The 22,009-nt window shown below is 69.1% G+C and carries 19 protein-coding genes and 3 pseudogenes; 8 read left to right on the top strand and 14 right to left on the bottom strand.

The features are described 5' to 3' along the window. Positions 1-79 precede the first annotated feature (79 nt). The 5 genes and pseudogenes from ACWD6R_RS00915 to ACWD6R_RS00895 form a co-directional block, all read right to left on the bottom strand. Positions 80-1,144 (bottom strand): tetratricopeptide repeat protein, encoded by a 1,065-nt coding sequence (locus ACWD6R_RS00915; protein ID WP_451816718.1) that lies wholly within the window; start codon positions 1,142-1,144, stop codon positions 80-82. Then, positions 1,141-2,403 (bottom strand): ATP-binding protein, encoded by a 1,263-nt coding sequence (locus tag ACWD6R_RS00910; RefSeq protein WP_451816717.1) that lies wholly within the window; start codon positions 2,401-2,403, stop codon positions 1,141-1,143. Before ACWD6R_RS00910 ends, ACWD6R_RS00915 begins: the two co-directional genes overlap by 4 nt. Positions 2,404-2,587: 184 nt before the next feature. Beyond that, positions 2,588-2,895: pseudogene (locus tag ACWD6R_RS00905) on the bottom strand (transposase); the annotation flags it as partial. A gap of 427 nt (positions 2,896-3,322) precedes the next feature. After that, complete coding sequence (locus tag ACWD6R_RS00900) at positions 3,323-3,718, bottom strand: peptidase inhibitor family I36 protein (RefSeq protein WP_451816716.1); 396 nt, start codon at positions 3,716-3,718, stop codon at positions 3,323-3,325. An 82-nt stretch (positions 3,719-3,800) separates the two neighbouring features. Beyond that, on the bottom strand, positions 3,801-4,532 hold the full coding sequence (locus ACWD6R_RS00895; protein ID WP_451816715.1) for a hypothetical protein: 732 nt from the start codon (positions 4,530-4,532) through the stop codon (positions 3,801-3,803). A 700-nt stretch (positions 4,533-5,232) separates the two neighbouring features. On the opposite strand from ACWD6R_RS00895, the gene ACWD6R_RS00890 reads away from it, so the two are divergent. Then, the gene (locus ACWD6R_RS00890) at positions 5,233-8,970 is read left to right on the top strand and encodes an nSTAND1 domain-containing NTPase (RefSeq protein WP_451816714.1); all 3,738 of its coding nucleotides are present in this window, start codon (positions 5,233-5,235) and stop codon (positions 8,968-8,970) included. On the opposite strand, the pseudogene ACWD6R_RS00885 reads toward ACWD6R_RS00890, so the two are convergent. Next, positions 8,967-9,842: pseudogene (locus ACWD6R_RS00885) on the bottom strand (IS701 family transposase); the annotation flags it as partial. The gene ACWD6R_RS00890 and the pseudogene ACWD6R_RS00885 sit on opposite strands and share 4 nt — an antisense overlap. A 59-nt stretch (positions 9,843-9,901) precedes the next feature. Continuing rightward, positions 9,902-10,081: pseudogene (locus ACWD6R_RS00880) on the bottom strand (Scr1 family TA system antitoxin-like transcriptional regulator); the annotation flags it as partial. A 5-nt stretch (positions 10,082-10,086) separates the two neighbouring features. Between ACWD6R_RS00880 and ACWD6R_RS00875 the strand changes: the two are divergent. Next, complete coding sequence (locus ACWD6R_RS00875; RefSeq protein ID WP_451816713.1) at positions 10,087-10,986, top strand: hypothetical protein; 900 nt, start codon at positions 10,087-10,089, stop codon at positions 10,984-10,986. A gap of 184 nt (positions 10,987-11,170) precedes the next feature. Here ACWD6R_RS00875 and ACWD6R_RS00870 read toward each other — a convergent pair whose 3' ends face one another. Next, entirely contained in the window at positions 11,171-11,911 is a 741-nt protein-coding gene (locus tag ACWD6R_RS00870) for a hypothetical protein (RefSeq protein ID WP_451816712.1), read from the bottom strand. Between the two features lie 253 nt (positions 11,912-12,164). Between ACWD6R_RS00870 and ACWD6R_RS00865 the strand changes: the two genes are divergently transcribed. Next, the gene (locus ACWD6R_RS00865) at positions 12,165-13,019 is read left to right on the top strand and encodes a GNAT family N-acetyltransferase (protein WP_451816711.1); all 855 of its coding nucleotides are present in this window, start codon (positions 12,165-12,167) and stop codon (positions 13,017-13,019) included. A 358-nt stretch (positions 13,020-13,377) separates the two neighbouring features. Here the strand turns inward: ACWD6R_RS00865 and ACWD6R_RS00860 are convergent, their stop codons facing one another. The 4 genes from ACWD6R_RS00860 to ACWD6R_RS00845 all read right to left on the bottom strand — a co-directional run bounded on the left by ACWD6R_RS00860 (position 13,378) and on the right by ACWD6R_RS00845 (position 17,034). Beyond that, positions 13,378-14,553 carry a serine hydrolase domain-containing protein gene (locus tag ACWD6R_RS00860; protein ID WP_451816710.1) on the bottom strand — a complete coding sequence of 392 codons (1,176 nt, stop codon included), beginning with the start codon at positions 14,551-14,553 and terminating at the stop codon, positions 13,378-13,380. Between the two features lie 163 nt (positions 14,554-14,716). After that, positions 14,717-15,169 carry a hypothetical protein gene (locus ACWD6R_RS00855; protein WP_451816709.1) on the bottom strand — a complete coding sequence of 151 codons (453 nt, stop codon included), beginning with the start codon at positions 15,167-15,169 and terminating at the stop codon, positions 14,717-14,719. 155 nt (positions 15,170-15,324) lie between these two features. Next, a complete protein-coding gene (locus ACWD6R_RS00850; protein ID WP_451816708.1) occupies positions 15,325-16,563 on the bottom strand; it encodes an MFS transporter in 1,239 nt (412 codons plus the stop codon). A 21-nt stretch (positions 16,564-16,584) separates the two neighbouring features. Next, positions 16,585-17,034 (bottom strand): YunG family protein, encoded by a 450-nt coding sequence (locus tag ACWD6R_RS00845; protein ID WP_451816707.1) that lies wholly within the window; start codon positions 17,032-17,034, stop codon positions 16,585-16,587. 430 nt (positions 17,035-17,464) lie between these two features. Here ACWD6R_RS00845 and ACWD6R_RS00840 point away from each other — a divergent pair, with 430 nt between their 5' ends. After that, positions 17,465-18,070 (top strand): TetR/AcrR family transcriptional regulator, encoded by a 606-nt coding sequence (locus ACWD6R_RS00840; RefSeq protein WP_451816706.1) that lies wholly within the window; start codon positions 17,465-17,467, stop codon positions 18,068-18,070. Between the two features lie 37 nt (positions 18,071-18,107). Then, positions 18,108-18,725 carry a helix-turn-helix domain-containing protein gene (locus ACWD6R_RS00835; RefSeq protein WP_451816705.1) on the top strand — a complete coding sequence of 206 codons (618 nt, stop codon included), beginning with the start codon at positions 18,108-18,110 and terminating at the stop codon, positions 18,723-18,725. Positions 18,726-18,746: 21 nt separating this feature from the next. Here ACWD6R_RS00835 and ACWD6R_RS00830 read toward each other — a convergent pair whose 3' ends face one another. Then, positions 18,747-19,442 carry a GDSL-type esterase/lipase family protein gene (locus tag ACWD6R_RS00830; RefSeq protein ID WP_451816704.1) on the bottom strand — a complete coding sequence of 232 codons (696 nt, stop codon included), beginning with the start codon at positions 19,440-19,442 and terminating at the stop codon, positions 18,747-18,749. Positions 19,443-19,500: 58 nt separating this feature from the next. On the opposite strand from ACWD6R_RS00830, the gene ACWD6R_RS00825 reads away from it, so the two are divergent. After that, positions 19,501-20,505, top strand: a complete 1,005-nt coding sequence (locus ACWD6R_RS00825; protein ID WP_451816703.1) for a WD40 repeat domain-containing protein — start codon at positions 19,501-19,503, stop codon at positions 20,503-20,505. Positions 20,506-20,584: 79 nt separating this feature from the next. Further along, a complete protein-coding gene (locus ACWD6R_RS00820; protein WP_451816702.1) occupies positions 20,585-21,136 on the top strand; it encodes a GNAT family N-acetyltransferase in 552 nt (183 codons plus the stop codon). Here ACWD6R_RS00820 and ACWD6R_RS00815 read toward each other — a convergent pair. Next, on the bottom strand, positions 21,087-21,698 hold the full coding sequence (locus ACWD6R_RS00815; protein ID WP_451816701.1) for a Uma2 family endonuclease: 612 nt from the start codon (positions 21,696-21,698) through the stop codon (positions 21,087-21,089). The genes ACWD6R_RS00820 and ACWD6R_RS00815 overlap by 50 nt on opposite strands. 127 nt (positions 21,699-21,825) lie before the next feature. On the opposite strand from ACWD6R_RS00815, the gene ACWD6R_RS00810 reads away from it, so the two are divergent. Continuing rightward, on the top strand, positions 21,826-21,969 hold the full coding sequence (locus tag ACWD6R_RS00810) for a DUF4259 domain-containing protein (protein WP_451816700.1): 144 nt from the start codon (positions 21,826-21,828) through the stop codon (positions 21,967-21,969). Positions 21,970-22,009: the final 40 nt, after the last annotated feature.

Here is a 22,009-nt window from a genome sequence, read left to right as displayed (position 1 = left end):
CGTACTCCGACACCGCGTCGGCGTACGCCGCCCCGTCGGCGTTCTCCGCCGCCGGACAGGCCCCAGGGGCACGCGGCCCCTACCGCGTGCGCGGCCGGTCGAACCAGATCGTCAGCAGCGTCGGGGCGAGCCCCACCCAGAAGATCACCTGCGGAACACCCCGGTCCGTCCACGGCACCGCCGCGATCGCCACCGCGCAGAGCGTCCCCAGCACCGCCTGCACGAGCACCAGCCGCGCCCAGAACATCCGCCGCACCAGCGACCGCACGCTCAACTGCACCCCCGCACGCAGCTTCCGGTAGCGCCGCCACGTGCCGAACGCCCAGACCGCCCCGATCAGTGCCAGCACGTAGAGCCGCCTGCCGAGCGGCAGCGGCAGGTCGGGAGCGTCCCCGTCGGACGGGAACAGGTTGATCGCCGCGCCCGCCATCAGCAGGCTCAGCACGGCGAGCCACCGGGTGCCGCGCAGCATCTGGAACACCGCACGGTCCAGCCCCAGGCGCATCCGGTCCGAGGCCGGGTCGGCGGCGAGTGCCGACGCGTACACCTCCGCCTGCTGCTTCGGCCTCACGCCCGGCGCGGCGGCCTCGCTGTCCGCGTGCAGGCCCAGCGCCCAGGCGTCGTTGGGGTCGATCCGCAGGGTCTCGCGCACCGCCAGCTTGCTCAGGTCGCTCCTGCCGTTGAGGGTCGCGGCCTTCCACAGCGAGGCGTACGCCCAGGTGTCCTCCGGGGCCAGGCGGACCGCCTCCTGCACTGCCGCCAGCGCCTCGGGCCAGCGCGGCTGCCAGGCGTTGAGCGCCTCGGCGAGCGCGACGTACGACTGACAGAAATGCGGGGCGAGCCGCACCGCCTCCTGCGCCGCCGCCAGCGCCTCGTCGATGCGACGCAGCCGACGCAACGCGTAGGTCCGGGTGATCAGCGCGCTGACGTACTCCGGGTCGATCGCGAGCGCCGCCCCGGTCGCCTCGACGGCCTTCTCGTACTCCTTGGCGCGCTCGTGGCAGCGACCCAGTTGGGCCCAGGCACGGACGTCCTCGGGGTCCTGGGCGAGCCGCTTGGCCAGCAGCGCCTTCGCTTCGTCGACGCGGTTGAGCATGAGCAGCGTGGACGCCTGCTCGGTGAGGTCCTGCCCGGCGGTGGTCAAAGCTTGCGCTTCCTCTTCAGATAGGCGAGCAACTCGTCGTACATACCGCCCTCGTTGGCGAACATCGCCACATTGCGCGCCGAGGCGAACCAGGGGTCGGTGGATGGCCGGACTTCCTTCGCCGCGGCCAGCAGGTCCTTCATGTTGATCATCCGGACCGTGCCGGTACGGGTCGAGTCGAGCAGCGCCCGCTCCGACGCGGACTCGCAGAGATGGGCGAGGTCGGCGCCCGACAGATCCTCGGTGACCTTGACCAGCTTGCCCAGGTCGACGGATTCGATCGGCCGGTTGCGCAGGTGGTAGCGGAGGATCGCCTCGCGCGCGGGCGCGTCCGGCGGCAGGACGAGCAGGGTGCGGTCGAGCCGGCCGGGACGCCGCAGTGCGATGTCCACGTCCCAGGGAACGTTGGTCGCGGCGAGTACGAACACGCCCTCGTTGGACCCGTCGACGCCGTCGAGCTCGGTGAGCAGCTGGTTGACGGTGTTGCGCATCCCGCCGTGGTGCATACGGCTCCGCTTGGCGCCCAGCGCGTCCACCTCGTCGAGGAACAGCACGCACGGCGCCTGACGGCGGGCGGTCTCGAAGACCTCGTGCATGTTGCGCTCGGAGTTGCCCATCCACATGTCGAGCACGTCGTTGATCGACACGGACATGAAGCTCGCCCCGAGCTCGCCCGCGACGGCCCGCGCGATGAACGTCTTCCCGCACCCGGGCGGCCCGTACATCAACAGCCCGCCGCGCAGGCTCTTTCCGTACAGTCGGCCGAGCTCGGGGTTGCGCATGGGAGCCAGGAACGCGGCTTCGAGGCGCTCCTTGATCTCGTGCATGCCGCCGACGTCGGCGAGCGTCACGGAACCGGGGGTGTCGACCTCCCAGGTGGTGGCGTCGCCCGGGGCGCCCTGACCGTCCACCGGGACCGGCGTCTCGGGAGTCCCGGACGTGACGAAGCGGGGCGGCACGGCGCCCCTGATCTCGTCCTCGGCGGCACGCCAGTCGAACCCGGTCGGAGGGGTCGTCGGCGGCTCTTCGGATGCCTTGGGGGCCTCGGGTGCGGGCATGCCCATCGCCCGGACCATGAGCGCTCGCGCACCCGCGTCGCCCGGCGCATGCTGAAGCGCCACGGCGGCCTCGCTGACGGCGGCGTCGTTCAGCCCGTCGGAGAGCAGCAGCTCCGCAAGATGCAGCCGAAGGGGTACGTCGTCGGGTGCGGCGGCGACAGCGGTACGCAGACTCTGGATCAGGGCGGACTCGTTGGGCATGCCAACACCCTATTGAGAGGTTGTGACGGGCGACCCATGGGGCCGCCTGCCACCTCACTTCGGTGGCGCGGCCTGCGACGGGTGATCAGCAGCGGCTGGCGGACGTTTCCTTCGAACCTGCATCGATTCGGGTCACGTCCACCGGAGTGGTGTATCGACGGCCACTCGTTGATCCATTTTCAGGCTATGTGGTGAGTTCGGTGGGCAGGGCGGGATCGACGCTTTCTCCGTCGATCGGGTGGAGGCGTGCCTTGGCGAGGAGTTCGCAGCCCATGTAGCGACGTGCTTCGGTCCATTCGTCGTTCTGCTCGGCCAGCACGGCTCCGGCCAGGCGGATCACGGCCGCGCGGTCGGGGAAGATTGCGACGAGTCCGGGCGGCGGCGGATCTCTTTGTTCAGCCGTTCTTGCGGGTTGTTCGACCAGATCTGCCGCCAGATCTCGCGCGGGAAGGCGGTGAATGCCAGCAGGTCCGACTGGGCGGCGTGCAGGTGGGCTGCGGCTGATCTCTCCTTCAAAGACCTGGTCGTCTTGAAGGATCAGTCGGTGGCCGTTCATCTATGCGGGCACCATCCCCAAAGCCGGAACAAGCCCCGGGATCGGGTCGAACCCGTACACCACTTCCAAGGACGCAACCCGGCACCGTCCAGAGCGCCCGTCGTCCTTGAGCAGGCGGAGCCGCACCGCATCGCCAGTAAAAGCGTCGAGCCTTCCCAGCGACCTGACCGCCACCGCCGCGGTCGTCGGTCGTCAACCGGCCGCATGCTGCGCACGCGGACCAGGCACGCCTATGCGGCTCGCGAACCCAGGCGGATACGGGTCGCGGACCCAGGTCCGACAGGTGATCGGGGACCTCTCCCCAGCCCGAAAGGGCAACGCTGTGATATCCAGCGCCACCCCTTCGGACCGCTCACCTCAGGGTCAGCAGGAGCCCACCCATTTGTGTGAGGAACCCCTGTCGGCCGCGGTGGACTTCGCGGCGACGGAGCTGCCGGGGCTCAGGCAGATCGTCATGTCGCCGGTGTAGCCGCTGACCGAGTACACCTTGACGCGATCGAACCCGGGCTGGACGATTCCGTTGTTTTGCCAGGACCGGTCGTCGTTCTCCACAGTGTGCCCATTCGCGAAGTGGTTGGTCCCCCAGTCGCTGTCGTTGCCGTCCCACTTGTAGCGGTCGCCGTCGAAATTGCTGAGGTACCAGGCACAGAAGTACTCCCGGGGACAGTCTGCGGTGCCGGCTGAGGCGGGAGTCGCCCCGGTGAACGCAAGGGCTGCGGCCCCGGCAGTGGCTGCCAGGCCTGCGACGAGTTTGCGCATGGCAAAGTTTCCTTTCGGTTCGTCGGATGCTTCCGTGAGACCACATGGGATCCATGTGGTGGCTTGGTGGTGGTTCGCCGCTTCAGTGCGCCTGGGCGATCAGGGCACGAGCGCGCGGCAGGGCACGGGCGACGAGTTCGTCGCGGTCCGCGATCTCGTCCCGCAGGGCGGTCAGAGCCTGCACCTTGTAACGGGTCTCCAACTGCTTCGCGGTGGTGACCAGGGCTGTGTCGCGTGCGCACTCGGCTTCGGCAACAGCCGCTTTCCGTTCCCGGTCCGACTGGGCGCGAGTGGGGCGACGGTCGTCCGGTGCGGCTTCCCCGGTGTGCAGTTCGCCGAGGTCCTTGACCTGGTATCCGTGCCGGTGCATACAGGTGGACCAGTTCTTGACGGCTGACCGGTACCGGACATCGTCGAAGATTCGGGGCTGGTATCTGATCTTGATGTTTTCGAGGTGCGTCGTGGCCCGATACCAGCGTCCGTAGTCCCCGTAGAGCGCGTCGCGGGCCTCCGCCAGGCAGCCCTCTCTGCCGGTCGAGACCTGATACCCATTGGGGAGGTTGACGGTGAGGCGATCGGACCGCTCGTCGACCATCGCGTTCTGGTAGGCGGCCTTGCGGGCGTCGGAAAGCCCCCGGAAATAGAGCTGGTTGGGGTTCCTAGCGGCTCGTTCAGCAGCGATCCGGGCCAGTTCCGTTCCGAACCCGTGGCTCGCCGCCCACGCCGGGTCGTCGATTCCGTACGGGAAATCCCGCACCGGCTTTGGGCGGTGGGCCGGAACACCGGCCACATACAGGAAACCGTGTTCCCTCATGCACCGGCTGATCAGCAGGGCCTCGGCATAGTCGAGCTGCTCGGAATCCTGTATAGCCGGCGCTCGTGTCGCACCTCGGCTCGACGGGACCACCCCGTCGCGCCCACAGCCCGTCAGCCCTGCGATGCACAGAACCGCCCCGGCCGCGGTTGCCAGTGCACGCCCGAACCTCACGGCGCGAACACGCTCCCTACCGAGATGCCTATGCCGCGTTGGCCGGTACATTCCGTCCCAGCCGCTCGCCCGGGCCGAGATCGCAGGGCGCGCCACGGCCGGAACTCGTCACGCCTCCTCGGGGCATCGGCCCCGCAGCGCCGAACGCTCTTCATATATCCCCCTTCATCGAGTCCGCGGACCGCATGCGTCGAGACCGCAGATCGCAGCCCGTTGCCGGCTGTTGAACCGGCGGGGACGGGTGCTCGGGCCGTCCCCGGAGCGGCCATGTCCCACAGCTTTGGCCGTCCGGCAGTTGTCCGGCAGGCCCCTTTCACCACGTCAGACAATTTCCTGGCCAGGGCGGCATGTGCCCGTCGTGCCGCCTTGCTCCCCTGCTGCGGGCGTCAGTAGCGTTCGAGACGGCAGTAGGCTGCGCCGACGGGGGAATGTGATGGGGCGTCGTGAGCGACCGCTGGATCCCACCGAGGGTCCCGTCGCGCGATTCGCGTACGAACTGAGGAAGTTACGCCAAGAGGCCTCCGGCATGACCTACCGGGCGATGGTCAAGCAGGCGCACTACTCCGCGGCCACGCTCGCGCAAGCGGCGAGTGGCGACCGACTGCCGTCGCTGGCGGTCAGCCTGGCGTACGCCGGTGCATGCGGCGGCGATCTCGACGACTGGGAACGACGCTGGCGCCAGGCCGCAGCAGACGCCGCCGAAGACACCCGCGCCGACGACACCGAGTCCCCGTATCTCGGCCTTGCCCGGTTCGACACGGGCGACCGCGACCGCTTCTTCGGCCGCGACCGTCTCGTCGACCAGCTCGTGAACATGGTCCGCCGCACACACCTGGTGGTCCTGATCGGGCCGTCCGGCAGCGGCAAGTCCTCACTCCTGCGGGCCGGATTGATCCCCCGCCTGCAGGAGGCCGAGCCGCAGCGTGCGCGCCCCGCTGCGATCCGCATCCTTACTCCTGGACCTCACCCGACGCGCACGCACGCCGCCCTCCTGGGTGCGGACAACACCCGCGCCGGGGCCGTGATCGTGGTGGACCAGTTCGAAGAGGTCTTCACCCTCTGCACCGACCCGGCCGAGCAAACCCGCTTCCTGGACCTGCTGTGCACGGCTGGACACCCGGCGCACGGCCAACGGGTCGTCATCGCCGTCCGGGCCGACTTCTTCGGCCGGTTCACCCGGCATCGGCCCCTTGCCGAGGCTGCCCGCGACGCCACGCTACTGGTGGCTCCGATGAGCCAGGACGAACTGCGTGAGGCCATCGTCAAACCTGCCGCCCTCGGCGGTCTCGTCGTGGAGCGCGCGCTGAGCGCGCGGATCATCGGCGACCTCACGGACGAGCCCGGCGGGCTGCCTCTCATGTCCCACGCGCTTCTGGAGACCTGGCGCAGGCGTAAGGGCAGAGCGCTGACCGAAGCCGCATACGATGCTGCCGGCGGTATTCACGGAGCGATCGCCCACACCGCGGAGGAGCTCTACGAGCGACTCACCCCCGAGCAGGCCGAAACGGCCCGTCGTATCCTGATGCGTCTGGTCACCCCCGGCCAGGGAGCTCAGGACACGCGCCGGCCGACTGACCGCGCCGAACTCTCGGCCGGTCACTCCGGCGAAGCCGCCGTCGTCCTCGAACGACTCGCCCGCGCCCGGCTGATCACGCTCGACGAGGACACCGTCAACCTCGCCCACGAGGCGCTGCTGACGGCCTGGCCCCGGTTACGTGAATGGATCGACAAGGACCGCGAACGGCTCAGGGCCCAGCGGCGGCTGACGGATGCCGCCCACGGCTGGGCCGCACTCGGCCGCGACGCCGGGGCCCTCTACCGCGGACTGAGCCTGACCACGGCCGAGCAGTACTTCCCCGAGGGGGACGGGGACGAACTCACCCACCTGGAAAGGGCGTTCCTCAACCGCTCCGTGGGGGCGCGCGAGCGCGCCCGGCGCCGCAACCGGACGCGGACCGCGACGCTCTCCCTCTTCCTCGTCGTCACTCTCCTCGCATCGCTCGCCGCCTGGCAGCAGAACCGGGCCGCCGAACGACGACGCATCGAGGCGGAGGCACGCCGCATCGCGAGCGTCGCCGAGAGTCTGCGCCCTTCGGACCCGGTCACAGCGATGAGGCTCGGCCTCGCCGCCTGGCGCATCGCCGATCTCCCGGAGACGCGTTCCGCGCTGCTCGCCGCCTCGACGCAGCGGGAGCAGAGCGTCTTCACCGACCCCGACGGCGGGCGTGAGACGATGCGGCGCCTCAGCAGCGACGGGCGCATGCTGATCAGCGTCGGAGCAGGCCAGGTGAGCCGCTGGGACCTAGCCACCCAACGGCGCACAGCGACTCTGCCCGGCCTGGGCAAGGCCCTGGGACGGGCAGGAGGACTGCGGTCCGACACCCTCACCCTCCCCGTCTTCACCCTGGACGAGGCCCCCGGCCCGTTCGTCCTGCGCGATCTGTCCACAGGCCACGACTCCGGGCCCTTGTCCCGTCCTGCGGGCGCGGGTGTGGAGATGGGCCCGAACGGGGACCGGGTCCTCACCTACTCCACCAACCGTTCCGTGTACGTGATCCAACTGTGGGACGCGGAAAGTCGGCGGCTGCTGCTGGAACTGAGAGAACCGCGCGAGGATAACCACATCGTCGGGCCTTCCTCCGCAGCAACGCGGGGACACTCGACGGTCCGGCGCCTTATGCGCGAGCGCCGCAACGGACTGCTGGCGGATGCAGCCTTCCCCGACGCCGCAGTCAGCCCCGACGGCCGATATCTGGCGCTGTGTGTTCCGGGCAGACCGCTGCAGTTATGGGACACCGCACGACGACACAAACTGCAAACGCCTTGGGCGCCCAAGGTCACACTCGAATGCGTCAGGGAACATGTCCGGTTCACCCCCGACAGCCGGAGACTGGCGGTGATCAGCGACACCGGCGTGAGCACCTGGGACATCGACTCCGGGCGGCGGATGCCCACCCTCGCTCACGCGGGCGTGAAGGAGGCTGCCTTCAGTGAGGACGGGACGTACTTGGTCGCATCCGACGGGGCCGCGATCCTGTTGTGGCGGCTCGCGTATCCCGACCGCCCCGTCTTCAGACACCCTCTCACCGGTGAGCGTGTCACGGACCTCAGAGTTGACCCCCGAGCGGGCTGGATACGCTACATCGGCGGGCTGGTGGGCGCCGCCGGCCGGACGGTGCGCACCCTCGAACTGGGGGGCGCCACCGACTCCGGCTGGCAGACGACCCCCGTCCTCGTCGCCGCGTTCGCACCAAACGGATCGGCCCTCGCCACTTCCCATCCGGCGGCGGACAGAAAACATGTCCGGTTCCGACTGCGCCAGGCGCAACCAGGCGGACGTACGGTGGAACTTCCGCCGACCCCCTGCCGGATAGACGGTGATGTCCTGGAGTTGCTGCCGCTGTGCTCGCCATTGATGGCCTTCAGCTCCGACGGACGCACCTTCGCCTTCGGCAGCAGCGGCTACCAGGCATCCAGCCGCCCTCTGGTGTCGTTGTGGGACGTGCGCCGACGCCGCACCCTCTTCTCGGCCGACGTAACCCGACCTCACATGGCCGGAGTCGTCGCCTTCGGCCCGGGCGACAGGTCCCTGCTGGTTTCGGAATTGTTCTCCGACGGCTCGTCCGGCACAACCGAGTGGGACCTGCACAGCCGCACCCTGACCCGGACCATTGCCGGCGCGAGCGGGTCGCTCCTGGCACTCCGTCCCGACGGCCGCCTGCTGGTCACAGGACAGGGCGCGGTGGTCGAGCTCCCCTCGGCACGGACCCGTTCATCCGCGGTGGGGCCCGGCGAGACGAGCGCACTCGCCTTCAGCGCCGACCGCCGACAGCTCGCAGCCGGCAGCTCCGGCCGCGTCACTCTGTGGGATGGCCGCGCGGAGCACCTTCTCGGCACACTGACCGGACTCGATGCCGGTCCTGTGAACATCTCGGCCCTGGCTTTCAGTCCTGACGCCCGCATCCTTGCTGTTGCCACCGACACCGGGATCCTGCGCCTGTGGGACACCGCCTCGCACCGGCCTGTCGGTTTGCCGCTGCCCACCCCCGGCGACGCGCTCCACACGCTGGCGTTCAGCGCGGACGGCGACACCCTGTACGCCGCGGGCGAGCATGTACCGCTGCAGACGTATCCCATCGGCTCCGACGATGCGGAGGCAGTCGTATGCCGACGTGTCGGCAGGGACCTGACGCCCGAGGAGTGGAGGCGCTACGTACCCGGCGCGCTCTCTCGATTCGAGGCCGGCGGGTGCGTGAGTCGCTAGCGGTGGTTTGTTAAACCGGGGAGTAGAGGTGAAGTGGGTGGCCTGCGCCGACGGCGTTGATCAGGACTTGGAGTTCGGGTGGTGGGGGTGCGTTGGTCCAGGCACGCCAGCATCGTTGGAGGGTGGTCCAGGGGGTGAGCCAGGCCCGGACGGCGCGGATCGCTTTGGGCCAGGTGGTCGGGTGGGGCGGGTGGGGTCTGCTTGGGCCCCCTCTCAGCCGGTCTCGCCGGAGTTGCGGCTGTCAGGACCGTGGGGACAACAGTGAGTTCCCGGTCCGGTGGTTGAGCGAACCAGGTGTCCCAGCAGAACGAGAACGCGCAGGTGACCAGCGTCTGGTGGCGGCGGATGGCGGTGTCGGAGCGGACCTGGAAGTCAGCCCACCCGAGTTCGTCCTTGACCTGCTTGTAACTCTGCTCGATCCAGTGCCGGATGACGTAGATCCGCACGACTTCGTGCAGGTCAGCGGCGGGATTGGGGCTGTCGGCCTCGCGGGGGCCGCCGGGGCGGGGCAGGTCGGTGGCCAGGTACCAGGTGGCCTTCGCGGGCAGGGTGGCCGGGTCGGTGGTCGCCACGACCAGGCGGACGTTTCCGTCGGGTCCCCACCAGCCGAGGTGGGCGTCGGCGGCCCACCATGTTTCGGTGTGTCCGTCGCGGAAGGAGCGCTCGACGGCGGTCCAGTCGCCGGGATGATCGGGGTCTGTCCAGGTCAGGGCGCGTGCGGCGTCGACGGGGGTGTAGGCGTCCTTGCCGTAGGACCAGGTGCCGTGGCTCCGTTTGAGGGCCATGACGAACGGTAGTCCCGCCGCATGGAGTTGCCTGCGGAAGCTGTCCTGGTCGCCGTAGGCGCAGTCGGCGGCCATAGCTCGAAAGGCTGAGCGACATCGAGGATGTGGCGGAGCTGCCTCTTGCGTACCTGATGGCCTCCGATGGGCCGCGTGAGCGGATGCAGTTCTAGCACGAAGTCGATGTCGGCCGCCGGTCTGCGGGTAAGAAGCTTCTGCCGCTCCATTCGAGCCACAACCCGTCCCTCGATCTCCTCGTCGTCGAGAGCCGGGTGGTGGTTGGTGAAGACCGCACGGGCGTGCTCCTCCGTCTGGAGCAGACCAGGCACCGCGTGTGCGTCATCCGCGCCTGAACAGTGACGCGAAGATTCTGCTCCTGTACGTGCAGGGGCTCCCCGAGGGTCTGGCCGACAAGCCGCTCAGCGAGCATGCGCGGCAGCTGGGGATCACGGGGCGGGCCTATCAGCGGGCCAAGAGGATGCTGGTCGAGGACGGGTTCCTGCACGAGTGGCATCAGCAGAACGACCGGGGCCGGTGGGTGACCGTACAGCTCTTCGCCAACTCCCCGGTCACGGGTGCGGCGGCGGCCGGGCTCCGGGACGGGCGGGGTATCGAGGTGCCACCGAGTGCGCAGAAACGGACGGTCGATCGGCCGAGGGGTCGGGTGGCCGGTGGCTGTACACCGGTAGATGAAGAACTGGGGAAGAACTCATCCCACCCACCCACCGAAGCCGAACCCGAAGCTGAATCCGCGCCGGAAGTGGCCGAGGGCGAGCGGGTGTTGCTCTCGTTGCGGCATGTGCACCGGGAGCTGCATCTCGGGGCGCGGGAGGCGCGGGGGCTTGCGGAGGCCGCCGCCGAGTGGTTGCGGCGCGGAGTCACGGCTGCCGATCTGCGGCGGGCGCTGACCAGTGGGCTGCCCGAGAGCGGCGTGCGATCCGCAGTGGGTTTCCTGAGGCACCGGCTCGTACAGAAGCTCCCGGAGGCGGTGCCGCCACCCACCGTCGAGGCCCGGCCCGCGCCGCGGGTCGCCGAGTTGGTGGTCTGCGAGGGGCCCGGCGACGATCACGTGTTCCGGCCTGTGGAGGACGAGACGCTCTGCGGTCCGTGTCGCGGTGAGGAGGCCCGGGCGTACTGGGCCGCCCAGGCCGCCGCGCACGGGAAGCAGCCTTCTCATACCCCGTGGCGGGACCGAGTCGCCGCCCTCGCCGCGAGCTCAACAGAGGCGACCTGACGGGGATCAGGTCGCCTCGTATCCGCCGATCCGGGTGAGCACGGCGAGACCGAGACCGAGGCCGCGCTGCGGCAGGCGCCTTCGCGCGGTGGCCGTTGATGACCTCCTCGGGATAGACCGCTAACGGTGGAGTGGGGTATTGAAACTGTCCGAATACCCCGGCCGGGGACACCGTAGACGAGGGTCACAGGTAGTCGAAGAAGCGAGTCCACCAGGTTGGGGGATGCTCAGGCGGGTAGTAGGAGACGAGGTCGCTGACGCCGCCGTATCTTGTCCAGAGCAGGTGCTCCGAGATGCGGATGCAGCCGAGTGCTTCGAGCTCGTCATCTACGCGGTGACGGTCTGTGTCTTGGAAGAGTTCGCATTCCTCTTCCTCGTCGTAGCTTCCGGGATTGCCCAGGGTCACGGCGGCGAGGTTCCCGAAGTTGCTGACGGCCACGGTGATGTGTTCCCCGCTGGCCGTGGCGGCGTCCGGGATAACGATCGTCCCGTGGTGGCTGGCGTCCTGGACCCCCCGGTCGACGATGCATGTGCACTGGAACCGCTGGTCCAGACGGGTCGCGAGCTGGTCGAATCGGGCCCGGGTAGCCGTGTGGTCATGGCCGCGGGGGAATTCCATGTGGTCCGGATCATCGAGTTCTCGCAGCAGTGCCCAGGCGTGCTGGTCATCGAGAGGCATGTACATCTTCTCCTTGCTGGTGAATCGATTGGAGCGCTGGCTGACGTCGGCGGCGTAGGCGGCCCAGTCGCCGCCGGATGCCTTCTGCCACTGGACGGCGACTTGGATGTGGACGCCGAGCATCCGGGCGAGGATCGCGGCGGGGAGCTCGGCGGCGAGGGTGAACAGGGCGGTGGATCGGTCCTGTTGGGGGCTGAAGGCCAGAGGCCGGCCGACGGTGTCGGTGAGTCCGGTGCGAGAAAGCACTTCGTTGAGCAACTGCCGTATCCCGGAAGGCGGGGAGTAATTGTCAAATTCTGTGGATCGGTTGATGTCCCCTCTCAGGGGATCCGGTTTGCCAGGTGGTTTGGTGTCCCGGTCTCAGGCAGGAGGTTGATTTCGCTTCTTCCTGGTCAAACCGCCCGGGTACTGGCTACGACACACGAGCCGGGCTGGTCGCCGCCCGTCTCGGGCTTTTTTCGGAGGCGGTGCTGCACCACCCCGTGATGGGATGCGTCCCATGAGCGAGCCGTCCCTGCGTGACCGCATCGAGCAGTACTACGCCACCGTGCCGCTGCTGTTCGCCGAAGCCGAGACGTTCGGCTCCTTTCATCTCTTCGTACGAAAGGAGGTAGGTGCCCCGTACTACGGCGGCCCGAGTCATGCCCGCCCCACCTCGGCAGGCGGCCCAGTGACACCCTCTGCGGCCGACATCGCCTTGGTACGCGCCCGGCAGCGCGAGCTCGGCGTGCCGGAGGCCTTCGAGTGGCTCTCCGAGGTAACGCCGTCGTTGCGCGGCAGCATGGAGGCAGCGGGTCTCCCGGTGGCCGAACGCCCGCTGATGATCCTCGATCCACTGCATCAACTGTCCTCGCAGGCCCTTCCAGATGGCGTCACGATCCGGGCTGTGGATGCCGACGATTGCGCACTGCCCGCCGTACTCGCCCTTCCCGGGCTGGCGTTCGCAGACGAGGGCACAGCAGTGGGGTCGGCGGGCCGCGCGGAGTTGGAGGCAGCGGCCGAAGAACTCAAAGCGGACGGCACAGCCGCATCGACCCGCCCCTCCCTCCGAGCCGGCCACAAAACGCTCGTCGCCGCCTTCGCCCCGGACGGCACCCCGCTTGCCGCGGGCCACTACCACCCAGCGAATGGCACCACCGAGATCGGCGGAATCGGTACCCTCCCCGCCGCCCGCCGCCAAGGTCTCGGCGCTGCCGTCATGACGGCCCTGGCCTCCCATGCCCGCGGCCATGGCGTGCACACCGTCTTCCTCGCCTACGCCGATGAGGCCGTCGCGCGTATCTACGCCCGACTGGGCTTCCGCCCGGCCGGCACTACCCTGCTGATCACCAACCAACCGGCCCGTGGCCAGTAGGGCCAGGGACTGGAAACATCAGTCACCACGCTTGACCGCGGCGAGACCTTCATAGGCAACCTTTGCGACATTGAGATTGTTCATGCCGCAACGGTCTCGGGGCGTTCGACGAGGTGGCCGCGTTCGAAGCGGGCTCCGGCGCGGACGAGGGCGACGAGGTGGGGTGCGTTCACGGCCGGGTTCTCTGGGGGTAACCGTGTGGCGCGAGGCGAGTGGAGACTACTTTGTGCAGCTCAGCGCCGGTGTGTGCAACACCTTTGGCGCTACTTGTGATTGGAGCGGCTGTCGGAGCTCCCGAAGAGTAAGCCGTAGTCACCCGTGCGGCACGAACGGCCTGGCCGCGGTGCCGAGTGCATGGTCAAGTGGTGCGGCACAGAGCGTGGTCGATGAGGTTGCGCAGTGCGTCTTCCTGACGTGCCGCGGTCTGCAGGTCTGCGGAGCGGCTGTGCGCGGAGACGGTGATGGTGCGCCGGCCGTCCGTGGTTGTCGCTGCCCGGATGACATATCCGAAGCCGCTTCCTCCGTGCCCGAGGTAACCGCCGCCGCAGGACAGGGGTGTGAAGAACAGGCCCAGGCCGTCCTGGGTGCCTGCCGGGTGGCCGCTGTCCTGCGGCACCGGGACTGTGGTCTGCATGGCAGCGAGCTCGGCGGGCTTCAGCAGTCGTCCGTTGGCCAGGGCGGTGAAGAAGCGGTTGAGGTCGCGGGCCGTGCCGGTCATCGAGCCGTCGGCCCCGCTGTCGAAGGGACGGTAGGGGATCGTGGTGTCGACCATCGGGCCGTCCACGGTGAACTGCTGGTAGTTGGCCGTGTGCGGATGCGGGAGGAAGGGCCAGGTGCCCGGGGTGTCGGTGTGCTGCAGGCCGAGGGGGTGCAGGATGCGGTTGTGGACCTGCTGTTCCCAGGTGCGGCCGGTGATCTTCTGGATGATCATTCCGGCGAGTACGTAGTTCGTGTTGGAGTACGCCCAGCGGGCGCCTGCTGGGAAGGCAGGCGCATGGCGCATGGCCAGGGCGACCAGCTCTTCGGGTTTGTAGGCACGCCACCGGTTGGCGAAGTAGGTCTGGGCACTGGGGTCGGGGAAGACGTCGTAGATGTAGTCGGACAGGCCGCTGGTGTGCTGCAGCAGGTCGCGGACGGTGATGGTCCGTCCGTCGTTTCCGGCTCCGGACACGACCCCGGGCAGCAGTTGCTCCACCGTCTGGTCGAGGGAAATCCGCTTTTCGCCCACCAGTTGCAGCACGACGGTGGCGACGAACGTCTTGGTGGTACTGCCCAGCCGCAGGTAGCCGTCCGTCGGAACCGGGCGGCGAGTGACCAGGTCCCCCACCCCGGAGCGGGCCGTGACCGTCCCGCGCGGGGTCTCCAGGCGGACTGCTACTCCGGTGACCCCGGCAGCGTGCAGCGCGTCGGCGTCACGCTGCACAGACCAACCCGTGCCCGAGGGGTGCGGTGCGGCCGACGCCGCAGCGGACGGCAGAGACGACACAGCCAGCGCCAGCACTACAGCTGATAACCGTAAACGACGAGAGGTCATGACCCGAGGCTAGGAACCGCAAGGGCCACCCGCCATCCGGGATACGCCCCTTCTCGAAGGGGTGCCAGCCGGATGGACAATCGTGCCAGGCACACATCCACTGGCCTCCCGCACCTGATCGTGCCTCTGAACAGTGGATAGAGGTTCGGACGCAGCTTCTGACTCAGCCGCGTTGGTTCAAAGCTCTGGTCAGGTCCCGGTTGGCCTCACGCGCAGCGGCGAGGTCGGACTGAGCCTCCTCCAACGCGGCGGTCAGCTCGACGTTGCGCTGTTCCGGCCTGGTGATCTTTCGCTGGAGTTCGTCGATGTCGGTTGGGGCTCCGAGTCCCGACGCCTGCCATGCCTGGGCTCCCAGCGCCTGCGACAGTTGCTTCTCCAGCTGCTGAATGCGGGTGGTCAGGCGGGTGTTGCGGGCTTGGGCGTTGGCGAGGTCGGCCTGGAGCGATGCTCGGCTCACCGGCGAGCCGCCTGCCGGGCCCTGGGCTGCTGGTTCGAGCTCGGCGGCGTGGACCAGGGCGAGTAGGTCCCGGTGGCGGCAGAGGAACGTGCGGTCCACTGCGGCTTGCCGGGCGATGGCCGAGACGCTGATCGGGGTGCCGGTTCTCCACCCCAACATGCCGTTGGAACAACAGCGGCATCGCCGGGTTCCAGACGCGTTCGTGGCTGTCGTAGGAGTCTCTGAGAGGTGCTCCGGGGGAAGGACCAGCTGCCAAACGGCCTGTGACGACCCTTCTGCGCTTCCCGGGTGTTCCGCGACAGAGGAGGAGCTCTTCACGCCGCTTCCTCCTGCTGCATGGTGGCGTTCCGTAGCGGAGCGGACGCCAAGGCCAGAAGGCCCGCGCCGGCCAGTACGGCCGCGCACACCACCGCCGTGGTGAAGGCGTCGATGGCATCGGCCAGTTGGCCGAGCAGGTTCAGGGTGACCACCAGGACCAGACTCTGCACCAAAGTGATGAGCGACTGGACTCGGGCGAGATGACTGTACGGGCTGGCTCCCAGCATCAGCGGGCCGAGGTGAGTGACGAACAGGCCCAGGCCGAGGCCGATCGCGGTGGCTGCCGCCACGGCGATCGGGGCCCGCTCAGTCAGTGCGAGCACCCAGATGCCGAGGCCCATGGGAACGACGCTCAGGGCTGCGACGAAGCCCGGCAAGCGAAGGGCTCCCCGGCGCGCCACGAGCAGGGCCACGAGGAGGGCGCCGAGTGCCTGGCCGCCCAGCACCACGCCGGCGGCCCGTGCGCCCCAGTGGTTCTCCCGTGCGAGGAGGGGAACGAGGAGCGACCCGACGGGGATGGCGAAGCCGGCGACCGCGCCGGTCAGGATCAGCGCCGGCCGGAGCACCGGGTGACGCAGCGAGAACGTCACCCCCTGGCCCGCCTCACGCAACAGGCTCGCACGCTGAGCGGGCGGGGGAACCTCGAAGCGGGGGCGAATGAGCGCGGCCACGATCACGGCGAAGGCGAACGTCAAGCCGTCGAAGAGAGCTGCGCCGACCAGACCGCCGGCCGTTACCAAGGCACCGCCCAGCGAACCCCCGACCAGCGAGATCAGCTGGCTGCCGGTCTGACTGAGACCGACCGCACGGTCGAGACGGTCCGGGTCCACCAGTCGTCGCGGCATCGAGCCCGACACCGGGAGGTAGAAGGCATCGATGGTTCCCATGACCACTCCGGCCCCCAGCAGCAGCCACAGAGTGGATCCTTGCGCGGCCGCGGTGAGGCCCACGACAAGGGTCATGGCGAGCATTATCGAGTCACCGATGATCAAGATGCGCCTGGGGGAGAACCGGTCTGCGACTGCCCCTCCAATGAGAAGAAACAGGGTTCTCGGAAGGGCAACGGCAGTGAGCACGAGCCCTCCGGTGCCGCCCCCGTGCGCAGTGGCTGCCCAGCCCAGGGCGAAATACATGGCGGCATCCCCCAGCTGGGACGTGAACGCTCCACTGAGCCAGAGGAGATACGTTCGCGGCAGCTTTGCGCGCGCCGTTATGTGGTTATCGGCAATGGTCATGAAAGATCACAGTATTGGTGCTTACACCTCTGTGTCTGCGAGATGATCTCCCGTCTCCTCGCGGGCCCCTCGACCGTCGCCCTCGGCCAGGCCGAGGTGCGTGAAAACGCGGCGACGCAGCAACTCGTACTGCTCACGGCAGCGATTGGGTGGCCCCGGCGGCCGTACCACCATCGTGCCTTGGCCGACCACCTCGCTCGGGTCGAACTGCTCCCTCGTCAGATCAATGTCGATGCCGTGGAACCGGTTCCACCAGTGGTAATCGGTGAACTCCGCCCTGACACGGACTTCCCCGTACACTAGATCGCCGCCGAGGAGATCGTTCACGACCACGGCGGTTACCCCGCACTGACCACGTGCCGGATTGTCCGGGCGCCAACTGTTCATGTCCTCGGGGGCGCACGTGTCGACGCCCCAACTGGACCGCAGGGCCCTCTCGATGTCGGACAGTGTGATCGTGTTCGTGATCAAGAGTGTTCCACGCGTCACATGTGTTCACACCGACCGTGCCACAGCCCTGACCGATGTCGCCGAGACCGCATCCGAGCACACCTGCTCATCCTGCGGAGCCCTCGATCGCATCCGCCTGCGCGGCGACGAACAGCGCACTCGGTGCGGGACAGTTGCGACACCTGCCCTACGCGCCCATCACACAAACCGGGGCCTCACCGCGGGCAGTCGCCCGTCGCCCCGTTCGAAACCTGAACAAGATCCCGTACACCGCTCTCCGGTGGTCCGCCCAACGCCCCTGCCGGTCAACGAGCTTCGGCAGACGACCGTGCGTCATCGTCCGCGGTGTGGCGAATCCACCGTCGCCGGGGCGGAGCGAGGACAATGACAGCGACTCCGGGCCGACGAAGGAGGACCTGTGGTGAATGCCGTGGTGAGCCGCGGAACTGGGATGACCGAGTCCGCCGAGGACCGGGCGCAGTGGCGTGGCCGGCTCCTGCGGGCAGGGCGGGACCTGTTCGCCGCATACGGCTACGCGCGCACGACCGTCGAGCAGCTCTGCGCCGAGGCGCGCGTGCCGATTCGCGCGTTCCATCAGCAGTTCACCTCGCGGGAGGCGCTGTTGATTGCGCTGTACGACGAGGTGGCGACCAGCGGACTGCGCGCGTCCGAGGAGGCGATGCTCTCCGACGACATGGAGGAGTGCGGGACGGAGGAACGGTTCCGTCGCCTCTTCGCCGCCTATGTGCGCGGGGTCACCGCTGATCCGCGGGCCGCGCGGGTGGCGTTCGTCGAGGTGCTGGGCGTGAGCCGCACCGTCGACGAGCATCTCGCGATGTGGCGGACAATGTGGTCCGAGTTCCTGACCTGTGAGGCCGAGCGTGCCGCCGAGCGGGGTGAGGTGGGTGACGGCGACCAGCGGGTCGCGGTCACGGTGATGACCCACTCGGTCGAGGAACTCCTCGCCCACCACGCCCGCCGCCCCCGCCAGGTCACGCCCGACTGGCTGACCGAAGAGCTCACGCGGCTCTCTCTGACCATGCTCGGCTCGCCCTGACCGCCACCGCGTTCCCGTTCCGCGAAATAATGGGGAGATGGGAGACGGAGCGAAGGCGGATGCGGATGCCGGCGATGAGTTCGCCGCCGTCCTGACCGGGGTCGGGTCGCGTCTGAGGGCCCTGCGCCGGGAGCGCGGCACGACCCTCGCTCAGCTGGGCGAGACGACCGGGATCTCGGTCAGTACCCTCTCCCGCCTGGAGTCGGGCGGCCGCAAACCCACCCTGGAACTGCTGCTGCCGCTGGCCAAGGCGTACGGGGTCGCGCTCGACGAGCTCGTCGGCGCCCCCGCCACCGGCGACCCCCGTGTCCATCTGCGTCCCTTCACCCGCGGCGGCAGAAAGTTCATGCCGCTGACCCGCCACCTCGGTGGCCTCCAGGCGTACAAGATGGTGCTGCCCGGCCGGCGAGGGGCGACCGGGCCCCTGGAGCAGCGGGTGCACGAGGGCTACGAGTGGCTGTACGTGCTGGCGGGGCGGCTGCGGCTGGTGCTGGGTGAGCACGATGTCGTTCTGACCACCGGGGAGGTCGCCGAGTTCGATACGCGTACGCCCCATGCCTGGTCCAGCGCGGGGCCGGAACCGGTCGAGATTCTCAGTCTGTTCGGGCCGCAGGGCGAACGGATGCATGTGCGGGCCCGGCCCACCAAAAAGTGAGGGCACCGGGACGGCCGGGCGTCACGTTTCCGTGCGGCCGCCCGCGTACGGCCCGCCCATGCCCCAGGCCTGGTGCATCGCGTCGGCGAACGTCGCGGCCAGCTTCTCCTCGCCCGTGGGACCGGGGTGCGTGCCGTCGTACGTGTCCGTGTGGATGTCGTACCCGGCCGGGCGCGAGGCCAGCAGGATCGGTGACATCGGCTCGTCGAGGTCGGCGACCGCCTTCGCGAGGAGCTCGTTGAAGCGGTCGCACTCGGCGGCGAACGGGGCGTCCGACTCGGCCCGTATGTTCGGGATGACCGGCAGGAGCACGGCCTTGATGTGCGGGTTCGCGGTGCGGGCGGCGGCGACGAACGCGCGGGCGTTCTCGGCCGTCTGCCCGCTGTCCGTGTAGAAGCCGAGGTCTATCAGGCCGAGCGAGACGAGCAGGACGTCGGCACGCGTCGCGGTGACCGTGTCCGCGATCACCGGGGCCATGTGCAGCCATCCCTCGCCCCAGCCCGCCAGATGCCGGCGGGCCCGGGCGGGGAAATCCGGGGCGCCGTACGCGTACGAGACCGGGGTGTTCGTCGCGGTGTCGTACAGCTCGGTCCGGGGACCGACGATCTCGTACGGACCGTCGAAAGCCGCTTCGAGGTGCTGCCACATGCGGTAGCGCCAGGTGAAGTCGCCGGCGCGGCCGATGGTCATGGAATCGCCGACGAACAGAAAACGCATGGCGCCATCATGGCGGATCAACGCGCGGAGCTGCGACGTGAGGATGGACACTTGGTCCATGCGTTCGTATCTGACAGTCACCGGTGCCGCCGCGCTGCTCGTCCTCGCCGGGGCGACAGCCGCCCCGGCCACGGCCGACGACGGGTCCGCCGACCGCAGCTTCACGATCGAGGACCCCCGGATCACCGAGTCCAGCGGCCTCGCCGCGAGCCGCGCCCACCCGGGCATCTACTGGACGCACAACGACAGCGAGGACGGGCCGTACGTCTACGCCGTCGACTCCCGGACCGGGAAGACCGTCGCGACGATCACCATGCGCGGGGTCGGCGCGCCGCGCGACGTGGAGGCGATCTCGCTCGGACCCGACGGCAACCTGTACGTCGGCGACATCGGCGACAACCTGAACGGCAGCTGGGACCACGTCTGGATCTACCGGTTCCCGGAGCCGAAGGTGCTGAAGGACGCGACGGTCCGGGCGACCCAGTTCGACGTGAAGTACGCGGACGGGGCGCGCAACGCCGAGGCGCTGATGGTCCACCCGAAGACCGGCCGGGTCTACATCGCCTCGAAGAACGAGGACGGCGGCGGACTGTACGAAGGACCCGCCGAGCTCTCCACCGGACGGACCAATGTGTTCCGGCGGGTCGGCGAGGTGCCGTGGGTGACGGACGGGGCGTTCTCGCCGGACGGGAAGGAACTGGTGCTGCGGTCCTACTTCAGCGCCCGTGGCTACGCGTTCAAGGACGGCCGGCTCGGCGCCGACCACCCGGTCGACGCACCGTTGCAGAGACAGTCCGAGTCGGTGACGTACACCGCGGACGGCTCGGCGCTGATGTTCGGCTCGGAGGGCGCGCGGAGCGACGTGGTACGGGTGGACATCGCAGGCGCGGACAGGAACGGCGGCGACGCCAAGTCGCCGTCGAAGGACGGCGGCGGTGCGTCGGCCGCCGGCGGGACGGGCGGGGACGGCAACGAGGTGAAAGGCAGCACACTGGTGGGAGCGGTGGTGCTCGCCGCCGTGGGCGCACTCGTCTTCATGAACCGGCGCCGCAAGCGCGGCTGACCGACCGCGCCCGACCCCATCGGCGCACATCCCGGGGCCGAAGCCATCCGGTGACGCGCCGCACGTAGGGTCGGGCGCTATGACGAACCAAGGACCCGAGGCCTTCTCCACCGAGCGGCTCGACGCACTGCCGCTGCGAGCCGCGCACGCCGACGAGATGGCGGCGGTCCTCGCCGACCCGGCCCTGCACACGTACACGGGCGGCGCCCCGGAGGACCTGGACACCCTCCGGGCCCGCTACACCCGCTGGGAAGCCGGCTCGCCCGACCCTGCCGAACACTGGTGGAACTGGGTACTCCGGGACCGTGCCGACGGTCGTCTCGTGGGCTGGGTCCAGGCCACGGTGGCGGGCCCCCGGGCCGAGATCGCCTGGGTCGTCGGCACCGAATGGCAGGGCCTGGGCTACGCGAAGGAAGCGGCGGCCGGACTGGTGGCGCACCTGCCGACCGGGGGAACGGTCCGTACGCTCGTCGCCCACATCCACCCCGACCACACCGCGTCCGCCGCGGTGGCCGCGGCGGCGGGACTCATGCCCACCGACGAGTGGGAGGACGGGGAGCGGCGGTGGCGCCGCACGGACGTCACTTCCGGCGCTGCCCGGCCCCCAGCAGATCCGCGACGTCGAGGGTGACCTCGGCGCCGATGGAGGCGGGGAGGGTGGCCTGCTGCCCGGGGGCGTACACCTGGTGGCTGTCGTACCCGTCGGCGATGGGCTCGGTCAGGACATGGACCCGGCCGTGCTTGCGGTTGACGATCACATAGACCGGGATCTTGGCCTCGGCGTACGCGGTGACCTTGGCGCGCAGATCATTGTTGTAGTTGCTCGAAGTGACTTCCAGTACGAGATGGAAGATCACCGGGTCGAAGCAGTTGCTCTCGATGACGTGGTCTTTGAAGTCGGCATCGATCAATGCGAGGTCCGGGATGGCGTAGTCCTCCGGGCCGCCCGGCAACCAGATGCCGATGCCCTGAAGAAGCCTCGTCTCCTTGCCGTGCAGACCTGCGGCGAGGAACGGAACCATGAGGTCCGTCAGTACATCGGCGTGATCGCCGTCCGCAGGTGGGGCCACGGTGATAACGCCTCCGATGATCTCGACGCGGTAACCCGGATGCTGCTCCATGAGCCTGTTGGCCACGTCGAGCTGCGATTCCGGCTCACCGTCACAGGGGTGCTCGACTGCTGCTGCAGACATTGCGGGCCTCCTGGTGCGTGGTGTCGAGAGCATCATCGTAGGACGGTGCGCCCCCACATGTCCCTTTGGTGATCGTCCACTCGGTCGAGTGAACGAGGCGGTCGGTCCAAGCGGAGGCGCTCTGCGGGTGGGAGCCCGGGTTCAGGCCCTCGACCGGGTGGTGACCGAGCCGTCCGAGCTGCTGGAGCTGTGGAGCGAGGGCGGGCACGGGGAGCCGTGGAACGAAGGGATCGGCCGGCTCCGGGCGGTCCTGGCGGAGGCGGCGGGGTGAGCAACGGCGAGGGGCCCCCGGTACGGATCCGTACCGGGGG

Source organism: Streptomyces sp. NPDC005151 (genome assembly GCF_053599875.1).
The sequence above is the reverse complement of the archived record's forward strand: the minus strand, read 5'-3'. Positions and strand labels throughout refer to the sequence as shown.

What these genes read in the sequence shown, in the direction of transcription:
- ACWD6R_RS00860 (WP_451816710.1), bottom strand. Translation starts at nt 14,553, where the DNA reads ATGACCTCTCGTCGTTTACGGTTATCAGCTGTAGTGCTGGCGCTGGCT.
- ACWD6R_RS00840 (WP_451816706.1), top strand. Translation starts at nt 17,465, where the DNA reads ATGACCGAGTCCGCCGAGGACCGGGCGCAGTGGCGTGGCCGGCTCCTG.
- ACWD6R_RS00865 (WP_451816711.1), top strand. Translation starts at nt 12,165, where the DNA reads ATGAGCGAGCCGTCCCTGCGTGACCGCATCGAGCAGTACTACGCCACC.
- ACWD6R_RS00815 (WP_451816701.1), bottom strand. Translation starts at nt 21,698, where the DNA reads ATGTCTGCAGCAGCAGTCGAGCACCCCTGTGACGGTGAGCCGGAATCG.
- ACWD6R_RS00900 (WP_451816716.1), bottom strand. Translation starts at nt 3,718, where the DNA reads ATGCGCAAACTCGTCGCAGGCCTGGCAGCCACTGCCGGGGCCGCAGCC.
- ACWD6R_RS00910 (WP_451816717.1), bottom strand. Translation starts at nt 2,403, where the DNA reads ATGCCCAACGAGTCCGCCCTGATCCAGAGTCTGCGTACCGCTGTCGCC.
- ACWD6R_RS00830 (WP_451816704.1), bottom strand. Translation starts at nt 19,442, where the DNA reads ATGCGTTTTCTGTTCGTCGGCGATTCCATGACCATCGGCCGCGCCGGC.
- ACWD6R_RS00825 (WP_451816703.1), top strand. Translation starts at nt 19,501, where the DNA reads ATGCGTTCGTATCTGACAGTCACCGGTGCCGCCGCGCTGCTCGTCCTC.
- ACWD6R_RS00890 (WP_451816714.1), top strand. Translation starts at nt 5,233, where the DNA reads ATGACCTACCGGGCGATGGTCAAGCAGGCGCACTACTCCGCGGCCACG.
- ACWD6R_RS00850 (WP_451816708.1), bottom strand. Translation starts at nt 16,563, where the DNA reads ATGACCATTGCCGATAACCACATAACGGCGCGCGCAAAGCTGCCGCGA.
- ACWD6R_RS00820 (WP_451816702.1), top strand. Translation starts at nt 20,585, where the DNA reads ATGACGAACCAAGGACCCGAGGCCTTCTCCACCGAGCGGCTCGACGCA.
- ACWD6R_RS00855 (WP_451816709.1), bottom strand. Translation starts at nt 15,169, where the DNA reads ATGTTGGGGTGGAGAACCGGCACCCCGATCAGCGTCTCGGCCATCGCC.
- ACWD6R_RS00895 (WP_451816715.1), bottom strand. Translation starts at nt 4,532, where the DNA reads ATGAGGGAACACGGTTTCCTGTATGTGGCCGGTGTTCCGGCCCACCGC.
- ACWD6R_RS00835 (WP_451816705.1), top strand. Translation starts at nt 18,108, where the DNA reads ATGGGAGACGGAGCGAAGGCGGATGCGGATGCCGGCGATGAGTTCGCC.